We start from the raw sequence: 17,787 nt of genomic DNA on the forward strand, positions 1-17,787 counted from the left end.
CCTGCGGGGAGGTGGAGTTGGTTCACGCGCCGACGGCGCGGTGCGGTGGCAGTGCCGCGGGATGCGGTGCGCTTCCGGCTGACCGGCCGGGCCGGTGAGTGGCTTGGGTCACACCGTAGCGTGCAAGTTGTAAGGTCTTATATCGATTCTGGGAAGATGTTTCATCTCCACTCGTGTGGGTGACCTTGGAGAGACCCGATGCCGGCCCGTACGTCCCTGACCCTGCGCCAGCAACGCCTCGGTACCGAGCTGCGCAAACTCCGCGAGCGGGCCGGGCTCACCTCGACGCAGGCGGCGGCCCTTCTCGGTGGCCCGCAGTCCCGGATCAGCAACATCGAGGCCGGCCGGTACGCGGTGAGCGCGGACCGGGTGCGCACCATGACCCACAACTACGCCTGTTCGGACGAGCCTTATGCCGAAGCGCTCGCGTCCATGACAGGCACGCGCGCTCGCGGCTGGTGGGACGAGTACCAGGAACTGCTGGCCCCTGGCCTGCTCGATCTCGCCGAGCTGGAACATCAGGCAACCGCCCTGCGCGTCGCGGTGGTGATTCACATTCCCGGCCTGCTCCAGACCACCGCCCACGCACGTGCTGTGATGGCGGAGAGCGTCCCGCCCTTGCGGCCGTACGAGATCGAGCACCGCGTCTCGTACCGCATCAAACGGCAGGCCGTCCTCTACGAGGGCATCCCCACCCACTACACGGCCATCGTCCACGAAGCTGCGCTGCGCATGGGCTATGGCGGTCCCCTGGTTGCCCGTGAGCAGCTCGGCACTCTGCTGGAAGAGAGCGAGCGCGACAACGTGACCATCCTGGTCATCCCGTTCGGCGAGGCGTCCTTTCCCGCTTCCGGCCAGTCGATCACGTATGCGTCCGGGCCGGTCCCCCAGCTCGACACGGTCGTCCTCGACACCGACCACGGCTGTGAATTTCTGGATGCCGAGGCCCAGTTGGGGCGCTACAGGTCCGTGCTCGACCGGATGGAGGCCCGAGCACTCTCCGCCACGAAGTCCCGCGAACTCATTCACCACATTGCCCAAGGCACCTGACAGGGAGTCCTCGTGCTCGAACTCGAATGGCGGAAATCCTCCTACAGTGCCGAAGCCGCCAACTGCGTCTGCGTCGCTGTCGCCCCGGACGGAACCCTCCGACTCCGCGACAGCAAGGCGCCCGAAATCATCTTTGCCGCGAGTTCCCAGGCCTTGCGCAGATTCATAGGCGCTGTCGCCATGGGGCAGTTCGACCGGGGATGAATGGGCGTCATGTCTGCGTTGGTCACGCAGACATGACGATCACGTACCGTCCTGGACCCCTGAGATCACCGAAGTGACGTCACCTCATAGGGTTTGCACAGCCACAACCGGCCGCGACACCCAAGGCGCTGACCCTTCTCGCCGGTGGGCGGGCCGTTGTTCATTGACTCAGAAAGTTGTGCCATGCGAGCCATGCTCATACGTCGTAGTGCCGTCGCCGCCTCCGCGGTCTCCCTGGCTCTCCTGGCCGCCGCCTGCGGTGGCCAGGAGTCGGGTGGTGACGCCAAGGGTGACGGGAAGGCAAAGGGGACGGCTGCCGCCGAGCCCGCGGCCAAGGCGCTGACGGCGGCCGAGCTGGAGAAGCTCGCGCTGGTTCAGGGTGACGTCAAGGACCACAAGATCGCCAAGCCCGCCAAGGACGACCTCACGCCCGCCGGCCTCACCGCCGACAAGCCCGCGTGTGCGCCGGTCGCCAAGGCGCTCTCCGCCCTCGCCGTTGGCAAGCCCGTGGCCACCGTCCAGCGCAAGGTCGTTGCCGAGCCCAAGAAGGATGCCTCCGCCTCGCCGGAGGAGGCACTCCTTTCAGGCCTCGGCATGACGATGACGATGGCGTCTCTCTCCTCCTACGAGGGCGAGGGCGCCGAGGACGTCGTCGGCGTTCTGCGCGAGGCCGGCAGTACGTGTGCCACCGGGTTCACCATGTCTGTCGCCGGCGAGAAGCAGAAGATCACCAAGCTCACTCCGGAGACCGTCTCCGGCGGCCAGGAGGCTCTCGCCTGGACCGTGCACGTGGAGCAGGACGGGGAGAAGGGCGCGTTCAAGCTCGCGTTCGTACGCCAGGGCACGACGCTCGCCTCCTTCTCCGCGATCAACCTCGCGACCCCCGACTACGACCTGCCGAAGGCCGTCATCGACGCGCAGGTGGCCAAGCTCGGCTGAGCCCGCCACGTCGGTGGATTTTCCCGGCCCCCGCCCTGGCGCAGATCGCTGGGCGGGGGCCGGAATGGGTGCGTACCGCGTCAAGACGTGTTGCGTCACACGGAGGGTCGTAGGCTGCCGTCATGTGCGGAATCGTGGGTTACGTCGGAGCGCAGTCCGCGCTCGATGTCGTTGTCGCAGGACTCAAGCGGCTGGAATACCGGGGCTACGACTCGGCGGGCGTGGCCGTTCTCGCCGATGGCGGTCTCGCCGCGGCGAAGAAGGCGGGCAAGCTCCTCAACCTGGAGAAGGAGCTGGTCGACCGGCCCCTGCCGACCGGAACGACCGGGATCGGGCACACCCGGTGGGCCACCCATGGCGCCCCCACGGACGTCAACGCCCATCCCCACCTGGACAATTCGGGCCGCGTCGCCGTCGTCCACAACGGCATCATCGAGAACTTCGCCGCGCTGCGGGCCGAGCTGACCGACCGCGGGCACGACCTGGCGTCCGAGACGGACACCGAGGTCGTGGCGCATCTGCTGGCCGAGTCGTTCTCGTCCTGCGGGGACCTCGCCGAGTCGATGCGGCAGGTGTGCAGGCAGCTTCAGGGCGCGTTCACGCTGGTCGCCGTGCACGCGGACGAGCCCGATGTCGTCGTGGGGGCGAGAAGGAACTCGCCGCTGGTGGTGGGGGTCGGGGACGGCGAGGCGTTTCTCGCCTCCGACGTGGCCGCCTTCATCGCCCACACCCGGTCGGCCATCGAGCTGGGACAGGACCAGGTCGTAGAACTGCGCCGGGACGGCGTGAGGGTCACCGATTTCGCCGGTGCGCCGGCCGAGGTCCACTCGTACCACGTCGACTGGGACGCCTCCGCCGCCGAGAAGGGCGGCTACGACTACTTCATGCTCAAGGAGATCGCCGAGCAGCCGAAGGCGGTCGCCGACACGCTGCTGGGGCGGATCGACGCCGCCGGGTCGCTGTTGCTCGACGAGGTACGGATTCCGGCCTCGGTGCTGCGGGAGGTCGACAAGGTCGTCATCGTGGCGTGCGGTACGGCGTACCACGCGGGCATGATCGCCAAGTACGCCATCGAGCACTGGACCCGCATCCCGTGCGAGACCGAGCTCGCGAGCGAGTTCCGCTACCGGGACCCGATCCTGGACCAGCGGACGCTCGTCATCGCCATCTCTCAGTCCGGCGAGACCATGGACACGCTGATGGCGCTGCGACACGCCCGCGAGCAGGGCGCGCGGGTGCTCGCCATCTGCAACACGAACGGCTCGACGATCCCGCGTGAGTCCGACGCCGTGCTCTACACGCACGCCGGGCCGGAGGTCGCCGTCGCGTCGACCAAGGCGTTCCTGACGCAGCTGGTGGCCTGCTACCTGGTCGCTCTGTATCTGGGGCAGGTCCGTGGGACCAAGTGGGGCGACGAGATCCAGGCCGTGATCCGGGAGCTTTCGGAGATCGGGATCAAGGTCGGGAAGGTCCTGGAGACGATGCAGCCGGTACGGGAGCTGGCGCGGTCGCTCGCCGACAAGGACACCGTGCTGTTCCTGGGGCGGCATGTGGGCTATCCGGTCGCCCTGGAGGGCGCGCTGAAGCTGAAGGAACTCGCGTACATGCACGCGGAGGGCTTCGCGGCCGGTGAGCTCAAGCACGGTCCGATCGCGCTGATCGAGCACGACCTGCCGGTGGTGGTCGTGGTGCCGTCGCCGCGCGGGCGGTCCGTACTGCACGACAAGATCGTGTCGAACATCCAGGAGATCCGGGCGCGCGGGGCGCGGACCATCGTGATCGCGGAGGACGGCGACGAGACGGTGGTGCCGTACGCCGACCACCTGATCCGCATCCCGGTCACGCCGACGCTGCTGCAACCGCTCGTCGCGACGGTGCCGTTGCAGGTGTTCGCGTGCGAACTGGCGACGGCGCGCGGCAATGAGGTGGACCAGCCGCGGAACCTCGCCAAGTCGGTCACTGTCGAATGATCATCGGGGTTGGCATCGACGTCGCCGAGATCGACCGGTTCCGGGCCGCGCTGGACCGTACGCCGCACATGGCCGAACGGCTTTTCGTCGAGCGGGAGTTGCTGCTGGCGAGCGGGGAGCGGCGCGGAATCGCCTCGCTGGCGGCCCGGTTCGCCGCGAAAGAGGCGCTGGCCAAGGCGCTGGGAGCGCCCAGCGGGCTCCTCTGGACCGACGCCGAGGTGTACGTCGAGGACAGCGGGCAGCCTCAGTTGCGGGTGCGCGGCACGGTGGCCGCGCGGGCGGAGCAGCTCGGCGTGCGGTCGTGGCACGTCTCGCTCAGCCATGACGCGGGTATCGCGTCGGCAGTGGTGATCGCAGAGGGATGAGGAACCGGTGCGTTTTGCGTACAGCATGGAGACGGTACGGGCCGCCGAGCAGGCGCTGATGGCCCGGCTGCCGGAGGGCGCGCTGATGCAGCGCGCCGCGGCGGGGCTGGCCGCCGCCTGCGCGGGCCTGCTGGGCCAGGTCTATGGGGCGCGCGTCGTGCTCCTGGTGGGCGCCGGGGACAACGGGGGCGACGCGCTCTACGCCGGGGCGCGGCTCGCCCGGCGCGGCGCGGGCGTCTTCGCCGTACTGCTGGCCCCCGACCGGGCGCACGCCGGCGGGCTCGCGGCGCTGCGGGCGGCGGGGGGCCGCGTGGTGCCGGAGGTGCCGCCGCGGGTGGATCTCGTACTGGACGGCATCACCGGTATCGGCGGGCGCGGCGGGCTGCGTGAGGCGGCGGTTCCGCTGGTGCGGGCGGCGGAGGCGTCCGGGGCGGTCGTCGTCGCCGTCGACCTGCCGAGCGGCGTGGAGGCGGACACCGGGCAGGTGCTGGGTGAGTCGGTACGGGCCGACGCGACGGTGACGTTCGGGACGTACAAGCCGGGGCTGCTGATCGACCCGGCGGCCGAACGGGCGGGCGCGCTGCGGCTCGTGGACATCGGGCTCGAACTCCCCGCCGGGCCGGACCTGGAGGCGCTTCAGCACGCCGATGTGGCCGCGCTGCTGCCCGTGCCCGCCGCGGAGAGCGACAAGTACCGGCGGGGCGTGGTGGGCGTCGTCGCCGGGTCGGCGCGCTATCCCGGCGCGGCGGTCCTCGCGGTGGCGGGCGCGCTGCGGGGTGGTGCGGGCGCGGTGCGGTACGTCGGGCCGGGCGGCGACGAGGTCATCGCCCGCTTCCCGGAGGCCCTGGTCCACACGGGACCGCCGTCGAAGGCGGGGCGGGTCCAGGCGTGGGTCGTCGGCCCGGGGCTGGGCGACCGCTCGTCGGAGGTCGCCGACGTGCTCGCCTCCGACGTCCCGGCCCTGGTCGACGCGGATGGCCTGCGGCTGCTGGACGAGACGGTGCTGCGGGGGCGTACGGCCCCGACGCTGCTGACCCCGCACGCCGGGGAGGCGGCGGCGCTGCTCGGTGTCTCCCGGGAGGAGGTGGAGGGCGCGCGGCTGGCGTCCGTACGGGCGCTGGCGCGGAAGTACGGGGTGACGGTGCTGCTGAAGGGCTCGACCACGCTCGTCGCGGGCGCGGAGGGCCCGGTACGGGTCAACCCGACGGGCACGCCCTGGCTGGCCACGGCGGGCAGCGGCGACGTCCTCTCCGGCCTGGCCGGCTCCCTGCTGGCGGCGGGCCTGGCCGCGCGGGACGCGGGCTCGGTGGCGGCGTACCTGCACGGCCTGGCGGCACGCAGGGCGGCGACCGGCGCGCCGATCGCGGCCCACGAAGTGGCGGAGGAACTCCCGGGCGCGTGGCGCGACGTAACAAACCCCTGAGCGAGGCCCCGCCGGGGCGCGCCTTGTTCCCCCTACCCTCCCCCAGACTCCGTCCGTGGGACCCCCACCTTCCCGAACCCTGGGGGCAAGCCCCCAGCCCCCGGCGGGGCGCGGTCGCTTCACGCCGCGGCGTGCCGCCTCCCCGGGGGCCCCGTGCGGGTGCCGAGTGCGGCGCGCCGGCGTCCGGTGCGGTTGCCTCGCGCCGGGGTATGCGGCCTTGCCGGGCGCGCCCGGGCGGGTGCTGAGTGCGGCGCGCCGGGGAGTCCACCGTCCGGTGCGGTTGCCTCGCGCCGGGGTATGCGGCCTTGCCGGGCGCGCCCGTGCGGGTGCCGAGTGCGGCGCGCTGCGGAGGGCGTCCCCCCGGCGCGGGCGCTTCGTGCCGCCCCGCCCTGCCCATTGCGCCGCCTTCTGGTCCGCGGGGCCGTTTGGGGTGTGTGCGGATCGGGTGGGGTGGGGCTCTGAGAGACTTGGCGCGATGAACGAGACACCGCCGCGCGTCCGCGCCGAGATCGATCTGGCCGCCGTGCGCGCCAATGTGCGCGCGCTGCGCGCCCGAGCGCCCCGGGCTGCGCTGATGGCCGTCGTCAAGGCCGACGCGTACGGGCACGGCATGGTGCCCTGCGCCAGGGCCGCGCAGCAGGCCGGTGCGGCGTGGCTCGGGACCGCTACCCCGCAGGAGGCGCTCGCGCTGCGGGCCGCCGACGTCGGCGGGCCCGTGATGTGCTGGCTGTGGACGCCGGGCGGGCCCTGGCGCGAGGCCGTCGAGGCGGATGTCGACGTGTCCGTCAGTGGGATGTGGGCCCTGCGGGAGGTCGTCGCGGCCGCCCGCGCGGCGGGGCGTACGGCCAGGATCCAGCTGAAGGCCGACACCGGGCTCGGCCGCAACGGCTGCCAGCCCGCCGACTGGCCCGAACTCGTCCAGCACGCGCGCGCCGCCGAGGCGGAGGGCGCCGTCCGGGTGACCGGACTGTGGTCGCACTTCGCGTGCGCCGACGAGCCGGGGCATCCGAGCATCGCCGCCCAGCTGGCCGTGTTCCAGGAGCTGGTGGCGTACGCCGAGAAGGAGGGCGTCGACCCGGAAGTGCGGCACATCGCCAACTCCCCGGCGACCCTGACCGTCCCGGAGTCGCACTTCGACCTCGTACGCCCCGGCATCGCCGTGTACGGCGTCTCGCCCAGCCCCGAACTCGGCACGCCCGCGGCCCTCGGACTGCGCCCCGCGATGTCGCTGATCGCCTCCGTGGCGCTGGTCAAGCGCGCTCCGGAGGGCCACGGAGTCAGTTACGGACACCACTACGTCACCCCCACCGAGACCACCCTCGGCCTCGTGCCCGCCGGTTACGCGGACGGCATTCCGCGCCACGCCTCGGGCCGCGGCCCGGTGCTGGTCGGCGGCAAGCGGCGTACCGTCGCCGGCCGGGTCGCGATGGACCAGTTCGTGATCGACCTGGGCGGGGACCTCCTCGAACCCGGCGCTGAGGCCGTGCTGTTCGGGCCCGGCGACCGGGGTGAGCCGACCGCCGAGGACTGGGCGCAGGCGGCCGACACCATCGCGTACGAGATTGTCACGCGCATCGGATCGCGGGTGCCGCGCGTCTATCTGAACGAGCGTCCGGACGAGCGGGAGCGCGGGGCGAACGGAGCGGCACAGTGAGCGAGATCAACGCGGGGGAAGCGGCGGCCGAGGCGGTGGCGGACGCCGTGGCCGCGGCGGGCAACTGGCGCCGGGCGGGGCTGGCCGGAGCCGCGATAGGCGTCATCGCGGCGGGCGCCGCGGCGGGCGTGGCGGTGGAGCGGCTCACGGTGGGCCGGGGCATGCGAAGGAAGGCGCGGCTCGCGCTGGACGCCTCGGGCCCGTACGGGTCGCTGCGCGGCATGCCGGGCCGGGTGGTAGCCGACGACGGTACGGAGCTGTACTACGAGGTCGACGAGGTCGACCCGGACACCGGCGGCACGGCCCCGCGCAAGCGCCGGCTGTTCGGCCGGAAGACCCCCGCGCCCGTAACCGTGGTGTTCAGCCACGGCTACTGCCTCAGCCAGGACTCCTGGCATTTCCAGCGGGCCGCGCTGCGCGGCGTCGTCCGTACGGTCCACTGGGACCAGCGCAGCCACGGCCGCTCGGCGCGCGGCGCCGCGCAGGCGGACGGCGTGCCGGTCACGATCGACCAGCTGGGCCGCGACCTGAAGGCGGTCCTCGACGCGGCCGCGCCCGAGGGGCCGCTGGTGCTGGTGGGGCATTCGATGGGCGGCATGACGATGATGGCGCTCGCCGCGCACTACCCCGAGCTGATGCGCGAGCGGGTCGCCGGCGTCGCCTTCGTCGGTACGTCGTGCGGGAAGCTCGGCGAGGTGAACTACGGGCTGCCGGTGGCGGGCGTGAACGCCGTCCGCAGGGTGCTGCCGGGCGTACTCAAGGCGCTCGGCTCGCAGGTGGACCTCGTCGAGCGGGGCAGGCGGGCCACCGCCGACCTCTTCGCGGGGATGATCAAGCGCTATTCCTTCGGCTCGAAGGACGTGGACCCGGCGGTCGCGCGGTTCGCCGAGCGGCTGATCGAGGGCACGCCGATCGACGTGGTAGCGGAGTTCTACCCGGCGTTCCAGGAGCACGACAAGGCGGAGGCGCTCCCCGTCTTCGTCGGGATCCCCACGCTCGTCCTCGCGGGGGACAAGGACCTGGTGACCCCGAGCGGCCACAGCGAGGCGATCGCGGACCTGCTGCCGGACGCCGAGCTGGTGATCGTGCCGGACGCGGGGCATCTGGTGATGCTCGAACATCCGGAGGCCGTCACCGACCGGCTGGCGGATCTGCTGGCGCGCGCGGGGGCCGTCCCGGCAGCGACTAACGTTGGCGCGTATGGAAGCACCGCACAACCCGGCAACTGAGGCAACTGAGGGCGTTGCAGCCGAGAGCGTCGCCCGGATCACCGTTCAATCGCCCGAGCAGATGCAGGAGCTCGGCCGCAGGCTCGCCAAGGTGCTGCGCGCCGGCGACCTCGTACTGCTCACCGGCGAACTCGGCGCGGGCAAGACGACACTGACCCGGGGCCTGGGCGAGGGCATGGGCGTCCGGGGCGCCGTGACCTCGCCGACCTTCGTGATCGCGCGCGTGCACCCGTCGCCGGCCGGCGGCCCGCCGCTGGTGCATGTGGACGCGTACCGGCTCGGCGGAGGGCTGGACGAGATGGAGGATCTCGACCTCGACGTCTCGCTGCCGGACTCGGTGGTGGTCGTGGAGTGGGGCGACAACAAGGTCGAGGAGCTGTCCGACGACCGGCTGCATGTCGTGATCAGGCGGGCCGTCGGCCACGAGATGGTCCTCGACGATGTGCGCGAGGTGACGCTGACCGGCATCGGCGCGCGCTGGACGGCTGCGGAGCTGGCCGGTCTGGCTGCCTGAACTCTTTCGATCCCGTACGTTCCGACAAGTCGTCGGGAAGATGTTGCGCGGGTGGTGTCGCCCGTGGTCACATGGATACCGAGACCTGGTTAGGTCTACCTAACCACGCCTTCCCCCGGAGCCCCAGGAGGCATCCATGCCGGCATCAGAACGCGAAGCGCAGTCGGGTTCCTCGCAGTCGGGTTCCTCGCAGTCGGGCTCCGCGCGGTCGCACGCACGGCCGCAGCCGCCGTCGGTCGTGTCGATGCGGGACCTGCTGGCGTCGTGCGCCGCGGCGACGGCCGTTTCTACGCCGCCCCGAGAGCCGGAGCAGGGGCAGCGGCAGGGGCCTGGACGCGCCGCCGCGTGACGCGGCTCCTACGGGTATGCGTACTCCGTACGGGTGAGCTTATGGGACGACGACGACCTTCGAGTTGATCGTCGCGAACCTCCACATCGCGTCGCCGCCCCTCTGCGCCATGCGGATGCCGCCCGTCTTGCGGCCCGGATCGGGGGTCGGCACCGAGCCGTCCACCGCGGCGCTGAAGCCGACCGGGACGCTGTCGACGTTCGCGAACCGTACGACGTGCTCGACCGGAACCCCGTCGGATCCGGTGGTCTTACCGGTGCGCGAGGTCACCTTGTACGAGCCGGGCTCCGGGCTGACCGTGCTTGGCATGACCTCGAACGTCGTGACGGGCCGACCCGCCTCGCCCACCAGCCAGACGCGCTTGGCGCTGAGCGAGTAGACGACACGTACGCCCGTACCGGAATCGGCCGGGACGGCCGTGGAGCCGGCCTTGCCTTTCCCCTTCGGCGGTGTGGACGCCTCGGCGGAGGCCGACGTGGAGGGCTTGGCCTTCACCGGCAGCGCCGGCGCGTTGGCCGAGGCCTGGTACGCGAGGAAACCGACCACGGCGAGGGCCGCCGCGGTGAGCCCGGCCACGAATCCCGAGCTGCTCCGTGACACCTTGCTCCACCTCTCGCAACCACTCGCACCACTCGTACATACGGACTTGTGGTGACGGTAGCAGCCGGTGCCCACGGGGGCGGGGCGCCGTGCCCCCGCCGGACAGGGCCTAGGCTGTTTGCGTGCTCCTGCTCGCTGTTGATACCGCCACGCCCGCCGTCACCGTCGCCCTCCACGACGGCGACTCCGTTGTCGCCGAGACCAGTCAGATCGACGCCCGCCGGCACGGGGAGCTGCTGCTGCCCGCCGTGGACCGGGTGCTCGCCGAGGCGGGGCTGAAACTCGACGCGGTGACGGGCGTCGTCGTCGGCGTCGGCCCGGGCCCGTACACCGGGCTGCGCGTCGGACTGGTGACCGCCACGACGTTCGGTTCGGTGCTCGGTGTGCCGGTGCACGGGCTGTGCACGCTGGACGGCCTCGCGTACGCGTCCGGTATCGACGGCCCGTTCGTGGTGGCGACGGACGCGCGGCGCAAGGAGGTCTACTGGGCGCGGTACGACGACGCCCGTACGCGCGCGTCGGAGCCGTCCGTCGACCGGCCCGCGGACATCGCGGCGGATGTCGCCGGGCTTCCGGCGGTGGGCGCCGGCGCCCTGCTGTACCCGGAGGTCTTCCCGGACGCGCGCGGCCCCGAGCACCAGTCGGCGGCGGCGCTGGCGGCGCTGGCCGCCGAGAAGCTGGCGGCGGGGGTGTCGGTGGCGGGCGCCGCGTTCCTGGCGCCGCTGCCGATGTATCTGCGCCGGCCGGACGCGCAGGTGCCCAAGAACTACAAGGTGGTTACGCCGAAGTGAGCGCCGCCGCTGCCGCTGCCGCCGAGCTGCGCGAGATGCGCTGGTGGGACATCGAGCCGGTGCTGGAACTCGAACGCGAGCTGTTCCCGGAGGACGCCTGGTCGGCCGGGATGTTCTGGTCCGAGCTCGCCCACTCGCGGGGCCCGCAGGCCACCCGCCACTATGCGGTGGCGGAGGACGCTGCCGGCCGGCTGGTCGGATACGCGGGGCTGGCCGCCGCCGGGGGACTCGGCGACGTACAGACGATCGCCGCCGCCCGCGACCAGTGGGGCACCGGGCTCGGGGCCCGGCTGCTCACCGACCTGCTGCGGTACGCCACCGCTTTCGAGTGCTCCGAGGTGCTGCTCGAAGTGCGGGTGGACAACACGCGTGCGCAGCGGCTCTACGAGCGCTTCGGCTTCGAGCCGATCGGCTTTCGGCGCGGCTACTACCAGCCGGGCAATGTGGACGCCCTCGTGATGCGGCTGACCGACCCGTCGTCCGTACCGGCATCCGAACCCGTATCCGAGTCCGTATCCGTACAAGGACCTGTACAAGGAACTGAGATCCATGGCTGACGAACCTCTCGTCCTCGGCATTGAGACCTCCTGCGACGAGACCGGCGTCGGCATCGTGCGCGGCCACACCCTGCTGGCCGACGCGATCGCGTCGAGCGTCGACGAGCACGCGCGCTTCGGCGGCGTCGTGCCGGAGGTCGCCTCGCGCGCGCACCTGGAGGCGATGGTGCCGACCGTCGAGCGCGCGCTGAAGAAGGCCGGGGTCAGTGCGAAGGACCTCGACGGCATCGCGGTCACGGCGGGCCCGGGGCTCGCGGGGGCGCTGCTGGTGGGCGTTTCGGCGGCGAAGGCGTATGCGTACGCGCTCGGCAAGCCGCTGTACGGCGTGAACCACCTGGCCTCGCACATCTGCGTCGACCAGCTGGAGCACGGGCCGCTGCCCGAGCCGACGATGGCGCTGCTGGTGTCCGGCGGCCACTCGTCGCTGCTGCTGGCGCCCGACATCACGTCGGACGTACGGCCGCTGGGTGCGACCATCGACGACGCGGCGGGCGAGGCGTTCGACAAGATCGCGCGGGTACTGAACCTCGGCTTCCCGGGCGGCCCGGTCATCGACCGGCTCGCGAAGGAGGGCGACCCGGCGGCGATCGCGTTCCCGCGCGGGCTGACGGGTCCGCGCGACGCGGCGTACGACTTCTCCTTCTCCGGGCTGAAGACGGCGGTGGCGCGCTGGATCGAGGCCAAGCGGAACGCGGGCGAGGAGGTGCCGGTCCGCGATGTCGCGGCGTCCTTCCAGGAGGCGGTGGTCGACGTGCTGACCCGTAAGGCGATCCGCGCGTGCAAGGACGAGGGGGTCGACCACCTGATGATCGGCGGGGGCGTGGCGGCCAACTCGCGGCTGCGGTCGCTGGCAGAGGAGCGGTGCGCCGACGCGGGGATCATTCTGCGGGTGCCGCGACCCAAGCTGTGTACGGACAACGGGGCGATGGTCGCGGCGCTGGGCGCGGAGATGGTGGCCCGGGGGCGGGGGCCTTCCGACTGGGACCTGTCGGCGGACTCGTCGCTGCCGGTGACGGAGCCGCACGTACCGGGGGCCGGGGCCGGTGGCGGTGGCGGGCATTCGCATGACCATGTGCACGAGCTGAGCAAGGACAACCTCTACTCATGACGACCGTCGCGCTGATGTGGGAGGCCCGCGCTGTCGAGGGCCGGGGCCCGGAGCTGCTGGAGTGGGCCCGCGCCCAGGCGGACCAGCTCGCCCGCGAGCCGGAGCGCCGCGAGCTCTTCCGCGCGCAGCAGGACCGGGTCCTGGTGATCACCTGGTGGCAGGCGAACCTCACCGACGAACTCCCGGAACTACCGGAGCCGGAGGCGGAGTTGATCGCGCGCCCGGTACACAGGTGGCGTTTCGAGTCGGCTGGTACGGACTGACGGCCGTCCGCGCGGTCAAGGGGACAGTAGTCCGCCGCTCGTTCGGATGGCCGGGTGGGCGTTCGGTCTGAGTAGGCTGGGCGGACGGCTCAGAATCCCGTACATGGGAGACCGTATGACCGCCGGTGCCTCCGAGCAGCCTCTGATTCCGCAGCCCGCGGCGACCGTCACCGCGTTGCGGCAGGCTGTCGCGCGCAGATCGCCCCCGCAGCCCTGCCGGCTTCAACAGGGAGCTGGATCAAGCTGCCGGGGTGAGGCTTGCCCGGGAGCGTGAGTTGACCGTTTGGGGCCGCCCGCCTGCGGGAGTGTGGGCCGGGAGCGGGAAAGCTGTTGGACGGCCCCAGGGGTACGGCCCGCGGCCCGGCGGTCTGTCAGCGGAGGCTCGCCGCCCGTTCGATGAGGGCGACAACGGCGCGGGGGTCGTCGACCTCGATGACGAGGCGGGTGTAGCGCTCATCGGCAAGCTCGATGACGACAGCCGCGTCGGGGTTCTTCACGTCCCAGAAGATGCGCTCGCCTTCGTGATACCAGGTGCCCGCGGTGATGACGCCGGGGAGGTGGGTGCCGGGGGCTCGGACACCCTTGCGGTCGCGGATGATGCCGGGATCACGCGTGGCACCCCGGACGTTGGCGAGGGGGATATCGAGGCGGCTCCTGAGTGCCCACAGCTTGTCGAGGCCTTCGATCTCGACGGCGAGGGTGTCGTTCTCGATGGTGACGCGGGCCATGTCATTCTCCTGACGGGTGGTTGGCGGGCAGTGGAGAGATCCGGGTCGCGAGGGCGAGCACCGGCCGGGCGCTGGTGGGCGTGCCCGGCAGGAGGGCCGAGGCGGCGCGGGAGCGCAGGCGCACGCCCAGGACGGTCGCGCTGAGCGCGGTGGCGAGGTCCGGTCCTGTATCGGGAGTCTCGCCCGATACGGCCAGAACCTCTGCGATGGCTCGGTCCAGGGCCTCGAACGCTTCCGCCGCCAGTGCGGCGACCTCTGGATCGTGCGGTGCCCGCTCAACTGCTGCCAGTAGCAGCAGTCCGGCCCCCGGGCCGCTGTCGTAGGCCGCGCTCGCCGAGGCGAGCGCCTGGCACAGGTTCGCAGACGCCGCGACCGCCGCAGCGACGGGCAGTACCTGCTGGTCGATGTGGCGGCGCAGCGCGGTGAGGTAAAGCCCCCGCTTGCTGCCGAACACCTTGTAGAGGCTGCCCCGGTGGACGCCGAGTCCTGTGACGAGGTCGTCGACCGAGGTGCCCTCGTAGCCGTGGGCTGCGAAGAGTTCGGCCGCTGCCGCGATGGCCTGGTCTTCGTCGAAGGCGCGTGGTCTTCCCATGCCCAAGACGGTAAAGGTTTAAGAATGATCAGTCAAGAACGATCGTTCCGAAACTTGACTCCTGGCCCGTACGTGAATCTGAGACTCCTGAGACACGGCCTCTCGCTGTCGACACTGGTTCAGATGCACCCTCGCCCCGGGTTTGCGTACCAGGCCCGCCACGGGCGGTGGATCACCGGTTCGGCGTCCGGCTCGCGGTCCGGCTCCAGCGTCCAGTGCAGGGTTCGGATGGTCGTGGGCGTCATGGCAGCCTCCGTCGGCGGCTCATCTCGCTGATGCGGGCGCGGAGTTCGTCCCGGTCGGCCGCCGGCCGCAGCTGCGGCGGACAGTCCCATTCCACGCCGCCACCGGGCGGGCGCAGTTGGACCACCCTTCCGATGCGGTCCATCACGTGCCCGACCCGGTCGGTACGTGTCGACGACCAGGGCCCCGGTCGGGGGAGTTTCGTCCTTCATGGCATCCGGCCTGCTGGGGCGGGCATAGCCTGCTCAGTGACGATGCGCGTACACAGAGTGCTGTACACGGGGGAGGGGGTCCCATGACGGACCAGGGTGCCCGGACGCCGACTGCCTGGCGGTACTGCGGCAACCAGATCAAGCTGTGGCGTACGGCTGCCGGGCTGAACCGCCGGCAGCTGGCCGAGGCCGCCGGGTACGCGGAGGACACGGTCCGCTCGATGGAGTGCGGGCGGAGACGTCCGACGCCGCAGGTGCTGCGCGTCGCGGACGAGCTGTTCGGGGCGGAGGGGAAGCTGCTGGCGGCGACGAACTTCCTGGAACCGGAGAAGTTCCCGCCGCGTACGCAGGAGTTCATGGAACGCGAGGCGGATGCGATCGCTCTTCACTCGTATCAGACGCTGCTGATTCCGGGGCTGTTGCAGACCGAGGGCTATGCGCGGGCGCTGCTCAACGCCCACTATCCGCCGCTCGACGACGAGACCATTGAACAGCGGGTAGCGGCCCGAATGGAGCGCCAGGAACTGCTGATCCGCAAGCCCACCGCGTACTTCGGCTTCGTCGTCGAGGAGGCGGTGCTGCGCCGCCCGGTGGGCGGGCCCGGCGTGATGAAAACGCAGATGCACCGGCTGCTGGAGGTGGGCGAGTTGCGCAATGTCTCGGTACAGGTGCTGGCAAACGACCGGGGCGCGCATGCCGGGATGAACGGCCCGCTGGTGCTGTTGGAGAACGTCGACCATGAGCGCTTCGCGTACGAGGAGGGGCAGACGACGAGCGCGCTGCACTCCGACCCGGGAGTAGTCAACTTGCTGACTCAGCGCCATGGAATGATCCGGATGCAGGCCCTCGACACTGAAGAGTCGGCGCGGTTCATCGAAGGGGTGGCGGCGGAATGGTGAGCAGCGGACTGAAGTGGTTCAAGTCCAGCTACAGCGGCACCGAGGGTGGTGACTGCGTCGAGGTCGCCGCCTGTCCCGGCACCGTTCATGTCCGGGACTCGAAGCTCAACTCCGGTCCCGAGCTGGCCGTTCCGGTCGGCGCCTGGGCGGAGTTCGTCGCGTACATCGCTTGAGCTTCGGGCGTCGAGACACGCCCCCTTTTCCAAGGAATGGGTGGTGGGTCCTGACCCGCCCGCCCCAACCCGCCCGCGCGGACATCTCTGTGAAGACCCTGGCCCAGGAGCTGGCCGACTACGGCCCGTGCGCCGTGCGGACCGCGCTCAACAACCTCTCCGCCGCCGGGCATCTGCGCCGTATCCGGGAACGCAAGGACCAGGACGGCGGCATCCGTTGGGTGTTCCGGTCGTTCTTCTCCCGTACCGCACGGGACAACGACTGGTGGGCCGCCTTCCTGGCCGGTGACGTACCGCAGGAGCGGCAGCCCGCGAGGCCCGCTCGCCCGCGGTCGTACGCCGTGCTGGCCAAGGTCGGCCGTACCGATCCGCGGATGACGCTGTCGGCGGCCGACTGCGCCGCGGAACTGACGGCCGGGCTGCCACCGGTCGTCCACTGCGCGCGAGCCCTCGCCCGCACCCGGCTGATCGACAAGCTCCCGCCCGAGCTGGAACCGGTGGTCCCGACGGCTCCGGCCGCCGTACCGCTGCGGCTGATGGAGTGCACCAACTGCGGTATCCCGGGCCGTCCGGAGGCCCTGCCGGGCGGCCAGTGCGCCGGATGCCGTGACATTTGTTCGCGCCCGGCGGCGCTCACCCGGAACGAGCGGGAGCGCACGCTGCTGCTGAAGCGCGCCGCGCAGCTCTAACGCCTTCGGGAATACGGGGCTTCGGCCGGCAGAGTGAATAATCCCTGCCGCTCCGCCGAAGCGAATTGACGCTGCGGCATCGCGGTGCTCCGATTACGTCGCATTCCCGCAGTCGCCATCTCACCCGAATGTCCGAATGGAGGCGTGGAGTGCGCTCGCTCACTTCCGTTCACTTCTGGTTTCTGCGCGTCACCCTCGTCATGGCTACGGTACTCGGCCTCTTCGCCGTGAATACGGCGAGGGGCGAGGCAATCGGCGCGGCGGCCGGGGCCAGAACTCCGGTCGGGACGTACGGCAAGGTCCGTGTCTGCGGCACCCAGCTGTGCAGCGCGGCCGGCAAGCCCGTTCAGCTCAGGGGTATGAGCACGCACGGTACGCAGTGGTATCCCCATTGCCTGGTGAACCGCGCCATGGATGCGTTCGCCTACGACTGGAAGGCGAGTGTCCTGCGGATCTCCACGTACGCGCGTGAGGGCGGGTATGAGAAGAATCCGAAGAAGTTCACCGACCTGGCGAGCCAATTGGTCGACCGGGCGAGCGCCCGGGGCATGTACGTCATCGTGGACTGGCACACACTCAATCCGGGCGACCCGAACGCTGACATCGCCAACGCGAAGGCGTTCTTCAAGGAGATCGCCAAGCGGCACAAGCGCAAGTCCAATGTGCTCTACGAGATCGCCAATGAGCCCAACCACGTGAACTGGTCGACGATCAAGAGCTACGCCGAGAAGGTCATTCCGGTGATCCGCGCCCTGGACCGCGACAGCGTGATCCTCGTGCCCACCCCCGGCTGGTCCACGCTCGGCCTCGCCGACGGTTCCAACGAGCAGGCCATCGTCGACGACCCCGTACGCGCCACCAACATCATGTACACGTTCCACTTCTACGCCCCGAAGGCCGGGGAGCCGTTCCTGAAGGCCCTCGACCGCGCCTCGTCCAGGCTCCCCGTGTTCGTCACGGAGTGGGGCACCACGTCCTGGACGGGCTACGGCAACGACTTCCCCATGTCACAGCGGTACACCGACCTGATGAAGAAAAAGAAGATCGGCTGGACCAACTGGAGCATCTCCGACAACGCGCGTGAATTCTCGGTCTTCAACAAAGGTGTCTGCAGCGGTCGCACATTCGCCGGAACCCGCGTCCTCAAGCCCGCCGGTGCCTGGGTCAGGAACCAGATCAGAGGCTGAGCGAGCGCCGCGTCGCTCATTTCCGCCCTACAGGAGGTTGTGCAGTGT

Annotated in this window: 21 protein-coding genes; 17 read left to right on the top strand and 4 right to left on the bottom strand. The window is 71.0% G+C overall.

The window, feature by feature from the left end; genetic code table 11:
* The first annotated feature begins 198 nt into the window (after window positions 1–198).
* The 9 genes from NLX86_RS17930 to tsaE all read left to right on the top strand — a co-directional run bounded on the left by NLX86_RS17930 (window position 199) and on the right by tsaE (window position 9,348).
* Window positions 199–1,050 carry a helix-turn-helix transcriptional regulator gene (locus NLX86_RS17930; protein WP_254372714.1) on the top strand — a complete coding sequence of 284 codons (852 nt, stop codon included), beginning with the start codon at window positions 199–201 and terminating at the stop codon, window positions 1,048–1,050.
* 12 nt (window positions 1,051–1,062) lie between these two features.
* Window positions 1,063–1,254, top strand: coding sequence for a DUF397 domain-containing protein (locus NLX86_RS34745; RefSeq protein ID WP_254372715.1), 192 nt, complete (start codon window positions 1,063–1,065; stop codon window positions 1,252–1,254).
* A gap of 183 nt (window positions 1,255–1,437) precedes the next feature.
* Window positions 1,438–2,193, top strand: a complete 756-nt coding sequence (locus NLX86_RS17940; RefSeq protein ID WP_254372716.1) for a hypothetical protein — start codon at window positions 1,438–1,440, stop codon at window positions 2,191–2,193.
* A 122-nt stretch (window positions 2,194–2,315) separates the two neighbouring features.
* Window positions 2,316–4,163, top strand: coding sequence for a glutamine--fructose-6-phosphate transaminase (isomerizing) (gene glmS / locus NLX86_RS17945; RefSeq protein ID WP_254372717.1), 1,848 nt, complete (start codon window positions 2,316–2,318; stop codon window positions 4,161–4,163).
* On the top strand, window positions 4,160–4,528 hold the full coding sequence (locus tag NLX86_RS17950; RefSeq protein ID WP_254372718.1) for a holo-ACP synthase: 369 nt from the start codon (window positions 4,160–4,162) through the stop codon (window positions 4,526–4,528). The genes glmS and NLX86_RS17950 overlap by 4 nt, the downstream gene beginning before the upstream one ends.
* A gap of 7 nt (window positions 4,529–4,535) precedes the next feature.
* Window positions 4,536–5,951, top strand: a complete 1,416-nt coding sequence (locus NLX86_RS17955; RefSeq protein WP_254372719.1) for an NAD(P)H-hydrate dehydratase — start codon at window positions 4,536–4,538, stop codon at window positions 5,949–5,951.
* Between the two features lie 475 nt (window positions 5,952–6,426).
* Entirely contained in the window at window positions 6,427–7,605 is a 1,179-nt protein-coding gene (gene alr / locus NLX86_RS17960; protein ID WP_254372720.1) for an alanine racemase, read from the top strand.
* Window positions 7,602–8,834 (top strand): alpha/beta fold hydrolase, encoded by a 1,233-nt coding sequence (locus NLX86_RS17965; RefSeq protein WP_254372721.1) that lies wholly within the window; start codon window positions 7,602–7,604, stop codon window positions 8,832–8,834. The genes alr and NLX86_RS17965 overlap by 4 nt, the downstream gene beginning before the upstream one ends.
* On the top strand, window positions 8,806–9,348 hold the full coding sequence (gene tsaE, locus NLX86_RS17970; protein ID WP_254372722.1) for a tRNA (adenosine(37)-N6)-threonylcarbamoyltransferase complex ATPase subunit type 1 TsaE: 543 nt from the start codon (window positions 8,806–8,808) through the stop codon (window positions 9,346–9,348). The genes NLX86_RS17965 and tsaE overlap by 29 nt, the downstream gene beginning before the upstream one ends.
* A 388-nt stretch (window positions 9,349–9,736) precedes the next feature.
* Here tsaE and NLX86_RS17980 read toward each other — a convergent pair whose 3' ends face one another.
* Window positions 9,737–10,297, bottom strand: a complete 561-nt coding sequence (locus tag NLX86_RS17980; RefSeq protein WP_254372724.1) for a hypothetical protein — start codon at window positions 10,295–10,297, stop codon at window positions 9,737–9,739.
* A 122-nt stretch (window positions 10,298–10,419) separates the two neighbouring features.
* On the opposite strand from NLX86_RS17980, the gene tsaB reads away from it, so the two are divergent.
* The 4 genes from tsaB to NLX86_RS18000 are packed head-to-tail and all read left to right on the top strand — an operon-like array spanning window position 10,420 to window position 13,016.
* On the top strand, window positions 10,420–11,088 hold the full coding sequence (tsaB, locus tag NLX86_RS17985) for a tRNA (adenosine(37)-N6)-threonylcarbamoyltransferase complex dimerization subunit type 1 TsaB (RefSeq protein ID WP_254372725.1): 669 nt from the start codon (window positions 10,420–10,422) through the stop codon (window positions 11,086–11,088).
* 35 nt (window positions 11,089–11,123) lie between these two features.
* Window positions 11,124–11,645 (top strand): ribosomal protein S18-alanine N-acetyltransferase, encoded by a 522-nt coding sequence (rimI, locus tag NLX86_RS17990; RefSeq protein ID WP_254372784.1) that lies wholly within the window; start codon window positions 11,124–11,126, stop codon window positions 11,643–11,645.
* Window positions 11,638–12,753, top strand: coding sequence for a tRNA (adenosine(37)-N6)-threonylcarbamoyltransferase complex transferase subunit TsaD (gene tsaD, locus NLX86_RS17995; protein WP_254372726.1), 1,116 nt, complete (start codon window positions 11,638–11,640; stop codon window positions 12,751–12,753). The genes rimI and tsaD overlap by 8 nt, the downstream gene beginning before the upstream one ends.
* On the top strand, window positions 12,750–13,016 hold the full coding sequence (locus tag NLX86_RS18000; protein WP_254372727.1) for a hypothetical protein: 267 nt from the start codon (window positions 12,750–12,752) through the stop codon (window positions 13,014–13,016). The genes tsaD and NLX86_RS18000 overlap by 4 nt, the downstream gene beginning before the upstream one ends.
* Before the next feature lie 371 nt (window positions 13,017–13,387).
* On the opposite strand, the gene NLX86_RS18005 is transcribed toward NLX86_RS18000, so the two are convergent.
* The 3 genes from NLX86_RS18005 to NLX86_RS34465 all read right to left on the bottom strand — a co-directional run bounded on the left by NLX86_RS18005 (window position 13,388) and on the right by NLX86_RS34465 (window position 14,581).
* Window positions 13,388–13,744, bottom strand: coding sequence for a hypothetical protein (locus NLX86_RS18005; RefSeq protein ID WP_254372728.1), 357 nt, complete (start codon window positions 13,742–13,744; stop codon window positions 13,388–13,390).
* A gap of 1 nt (window position 13,745) precedes the next feature.
* Window positions 13,746–14,336 carry a TetR/AcrR family transcriptional regulator gene (locus NLX86_RS18010; RefSeq protein ID WP_254372729.1) on the bottom strand — a complete coding sequence of 197 codons (591 nt, stop codon included), beginning with the start codon at window positions 14,334–14,336 and terminating at the stop codon, window positions 13,746–13,748.
* Between the two features lie 119 nt (window positions 14,337–14,455).
* The gene (locus tag NLX86_RS34465) at window positions 14,456–14,581 is read right to left on the bottom strand and encodes a hypothetical protein (protein ID WP_302061458.1); all 126 of its coding nucleotides are present in this window, start codon (window positions 14,579–14,581) and stop codon (window positions 14,456–14,458) included.
* Window positions 14,582–14,874: 293 nt separating this feature from the next.
* Between NLX86_RS34465 and NLX86_RS18015 the strand changes: the two genes are divergently transcribed.
* The 4 genes from NLX86_RS18015 to NLX86_RS18030 all read left to right on the top strand — a co-directional run bounded on the left by NLX86_RS18015 (window position 14,875) and on the right by NLX86_RS18030 (window position 17,739).
* Window positions 14,875–15,690: a helix-turn-helix transcriptional regulator gene (locus NLX86_RS18015; RefSeq protein WP_254372730.1), complete on the top strand. Its 816-nt coding sequence runs from the start codon at window positions 14,875–14,877 to the stop codon at window positions 15,688–15,690.
* Entirely contained in the window at window positions 15,684–15,863 is a 180-nt protein-coding gene (locus tag NLX86_RS18020; RefSeq protein WP_308409606.1) for a DUF397 domain-containing protein, read from the top strand. Before NLX86_RS18015 ends, NLX86_RS18020 begins: the two co-directional genes overlap by 7 nt.
* An 89-nt stretch (window positions 15,864–15,952) precedes the next feature.
* The gene (locus NLX86_RS18025) at window positions 15,953–16,552 is read left to right on the top strand and encodes a hypothetical protein (RefSeq protein ID WP_254372731.1); all 600 of its coding nucleotides are present in this window, start codon (window positions 15,953–15,955) and stop codon (window positions 16,550–16,552) included.
* A 200-nt stretch (window positions 16,553–16,752) separates the two neighbouring features.
* Window positions 16,753–17,739 (top strand): glycoside hydrolase family 5 protein, encoded by a 987-nt coding sequence (locus tag NLX86_RS18030; protein WP_254372732.1) that lies wholly within the window; start codon window positions 16,753–16,755, stop codon window positions 17,737–17,739.
* Window positions 17,740–17,787: the final 48 nt, after the last annotated feature.

Source organism: Streptomyces sp. A3M-1-3 (assembly GCF_024213665.1).
GTDB lineage: Bacteria > Actinomycetota > Actinomycetes > Streptomycetales > Streptomycetaceae > Streptomyces.

What these genes read in the sequence shown, in the direction of transcription:
- NLX86_RS17930 (WP_254372714.1), top strand. Translation starts at nt 199, where the DNA reads ATGCCGGCCCGTACGTCCCTGACCCTGCGCCAGCAACGCCTCGGTACC.
- NLX86_RS17940 (WP_254372716.1), top strand. Translation starts at nt 1,438, where the DNA reads ATGCGAGCCATGCTCATACGTCGTAGTGCCGTCGCCGCCTCCGCGGTC.
- glmS (WP_254372717.1), top strand. Translation starts at nt 2,316, where the DNA reads ATGTGCGGAATCGTGGGTTACGTCGGAGCGCAGTCCGCGCTCGATGTC.
- NLX86_RS17950 (WP_254372718.1), top strand. Translation starts at nt 4,160, where the DNA reads ATGATCATCGGGGTTGGCATCGACGTCGCCGAGATCGACCGGTTCCGG.
- alr (WP_254372720.1), top strand. Translation starts at nt 6,427, where the DNA reads ATGAACGAGACACCGCCGCGCGTCCGCGCCGAGATCGATCTGGCCGCC.
- tsaE (WP_254372722.1), top strand. Translation starts at nt 8,806, where the DNA reads ATGGAAGCACCGCACAACCCGGCAACTGAGGCAACTGAGGGCGTTGCA.
- rimI (WP_254372784.1), top strand. Translation starts at nt 11,124, where the DNA reads ATGCGCTGGTGGGACATCGAGCCGGTGCTGGAACTCGAACGCGAGCTG.
- tsaD (WP_254372726.1), top strand. Translation starts at nt 11,638, where the DNA reads ATGGCTGACGAACCTCTCGTCCTCGGCATTGAGACCTCCTGCGACGAG.
- NLX86_RS18000 (WP_254372727.1), top strand. Translation starts at nt 12,750, where the DNA reads ATGACGACCGTCGCGCTGATGTGGGAGGCCCGCGCTGTCGAGGGCCGG.
- NLX86_RS18005 (WP_254372728.1), bottom strand. Translation starts at nt 13,744, where the DNA reads ATGGCCCGCGTCACCATCGAGAACGACACCCTCGCCGTCGAGATCGAA.
- NLX86_RS18010 (WP_254372729.1), bottom strand. Translation starts at nt 14,336, where the DNA reads ATGGGAAGACCACGCGCCTTCGACGAAGACCAGGCCATCGCGGCAGCG.
- NLX86_RS34465 (WP_302061458.1), bottom strand. Translation starts at nt 14,581, where the DNA reads ATGACGCCCACGACCATCCGAACCCTGCACTGGACGCTGGAGCCGGAC.
- NLX86_RS18015 (WP_254372730.1), top strand. Translation starts at nt 14,875, where the DNA reads ATGACGGACCAGGGTGCCCGGACGCCGACTGCCTGGCGGTACTGCGGC.
- NLX86_RS18020 (WP_308409606.1), top strand. Translation starts at nt 15,684, where the DNA reads ATGGTGAGCAGCGGACTGAAGTGGTTCAAGTCCAGCTACAGCGGCACC.
- NLX86_RS18030 (WP_254372732.1), top strand. Translation starts at nt 16,753, where the DNA reads ATGGCTACGGTACTCGGCCTCTTCGCCGTGAATACGGCGAGGGGCGAG.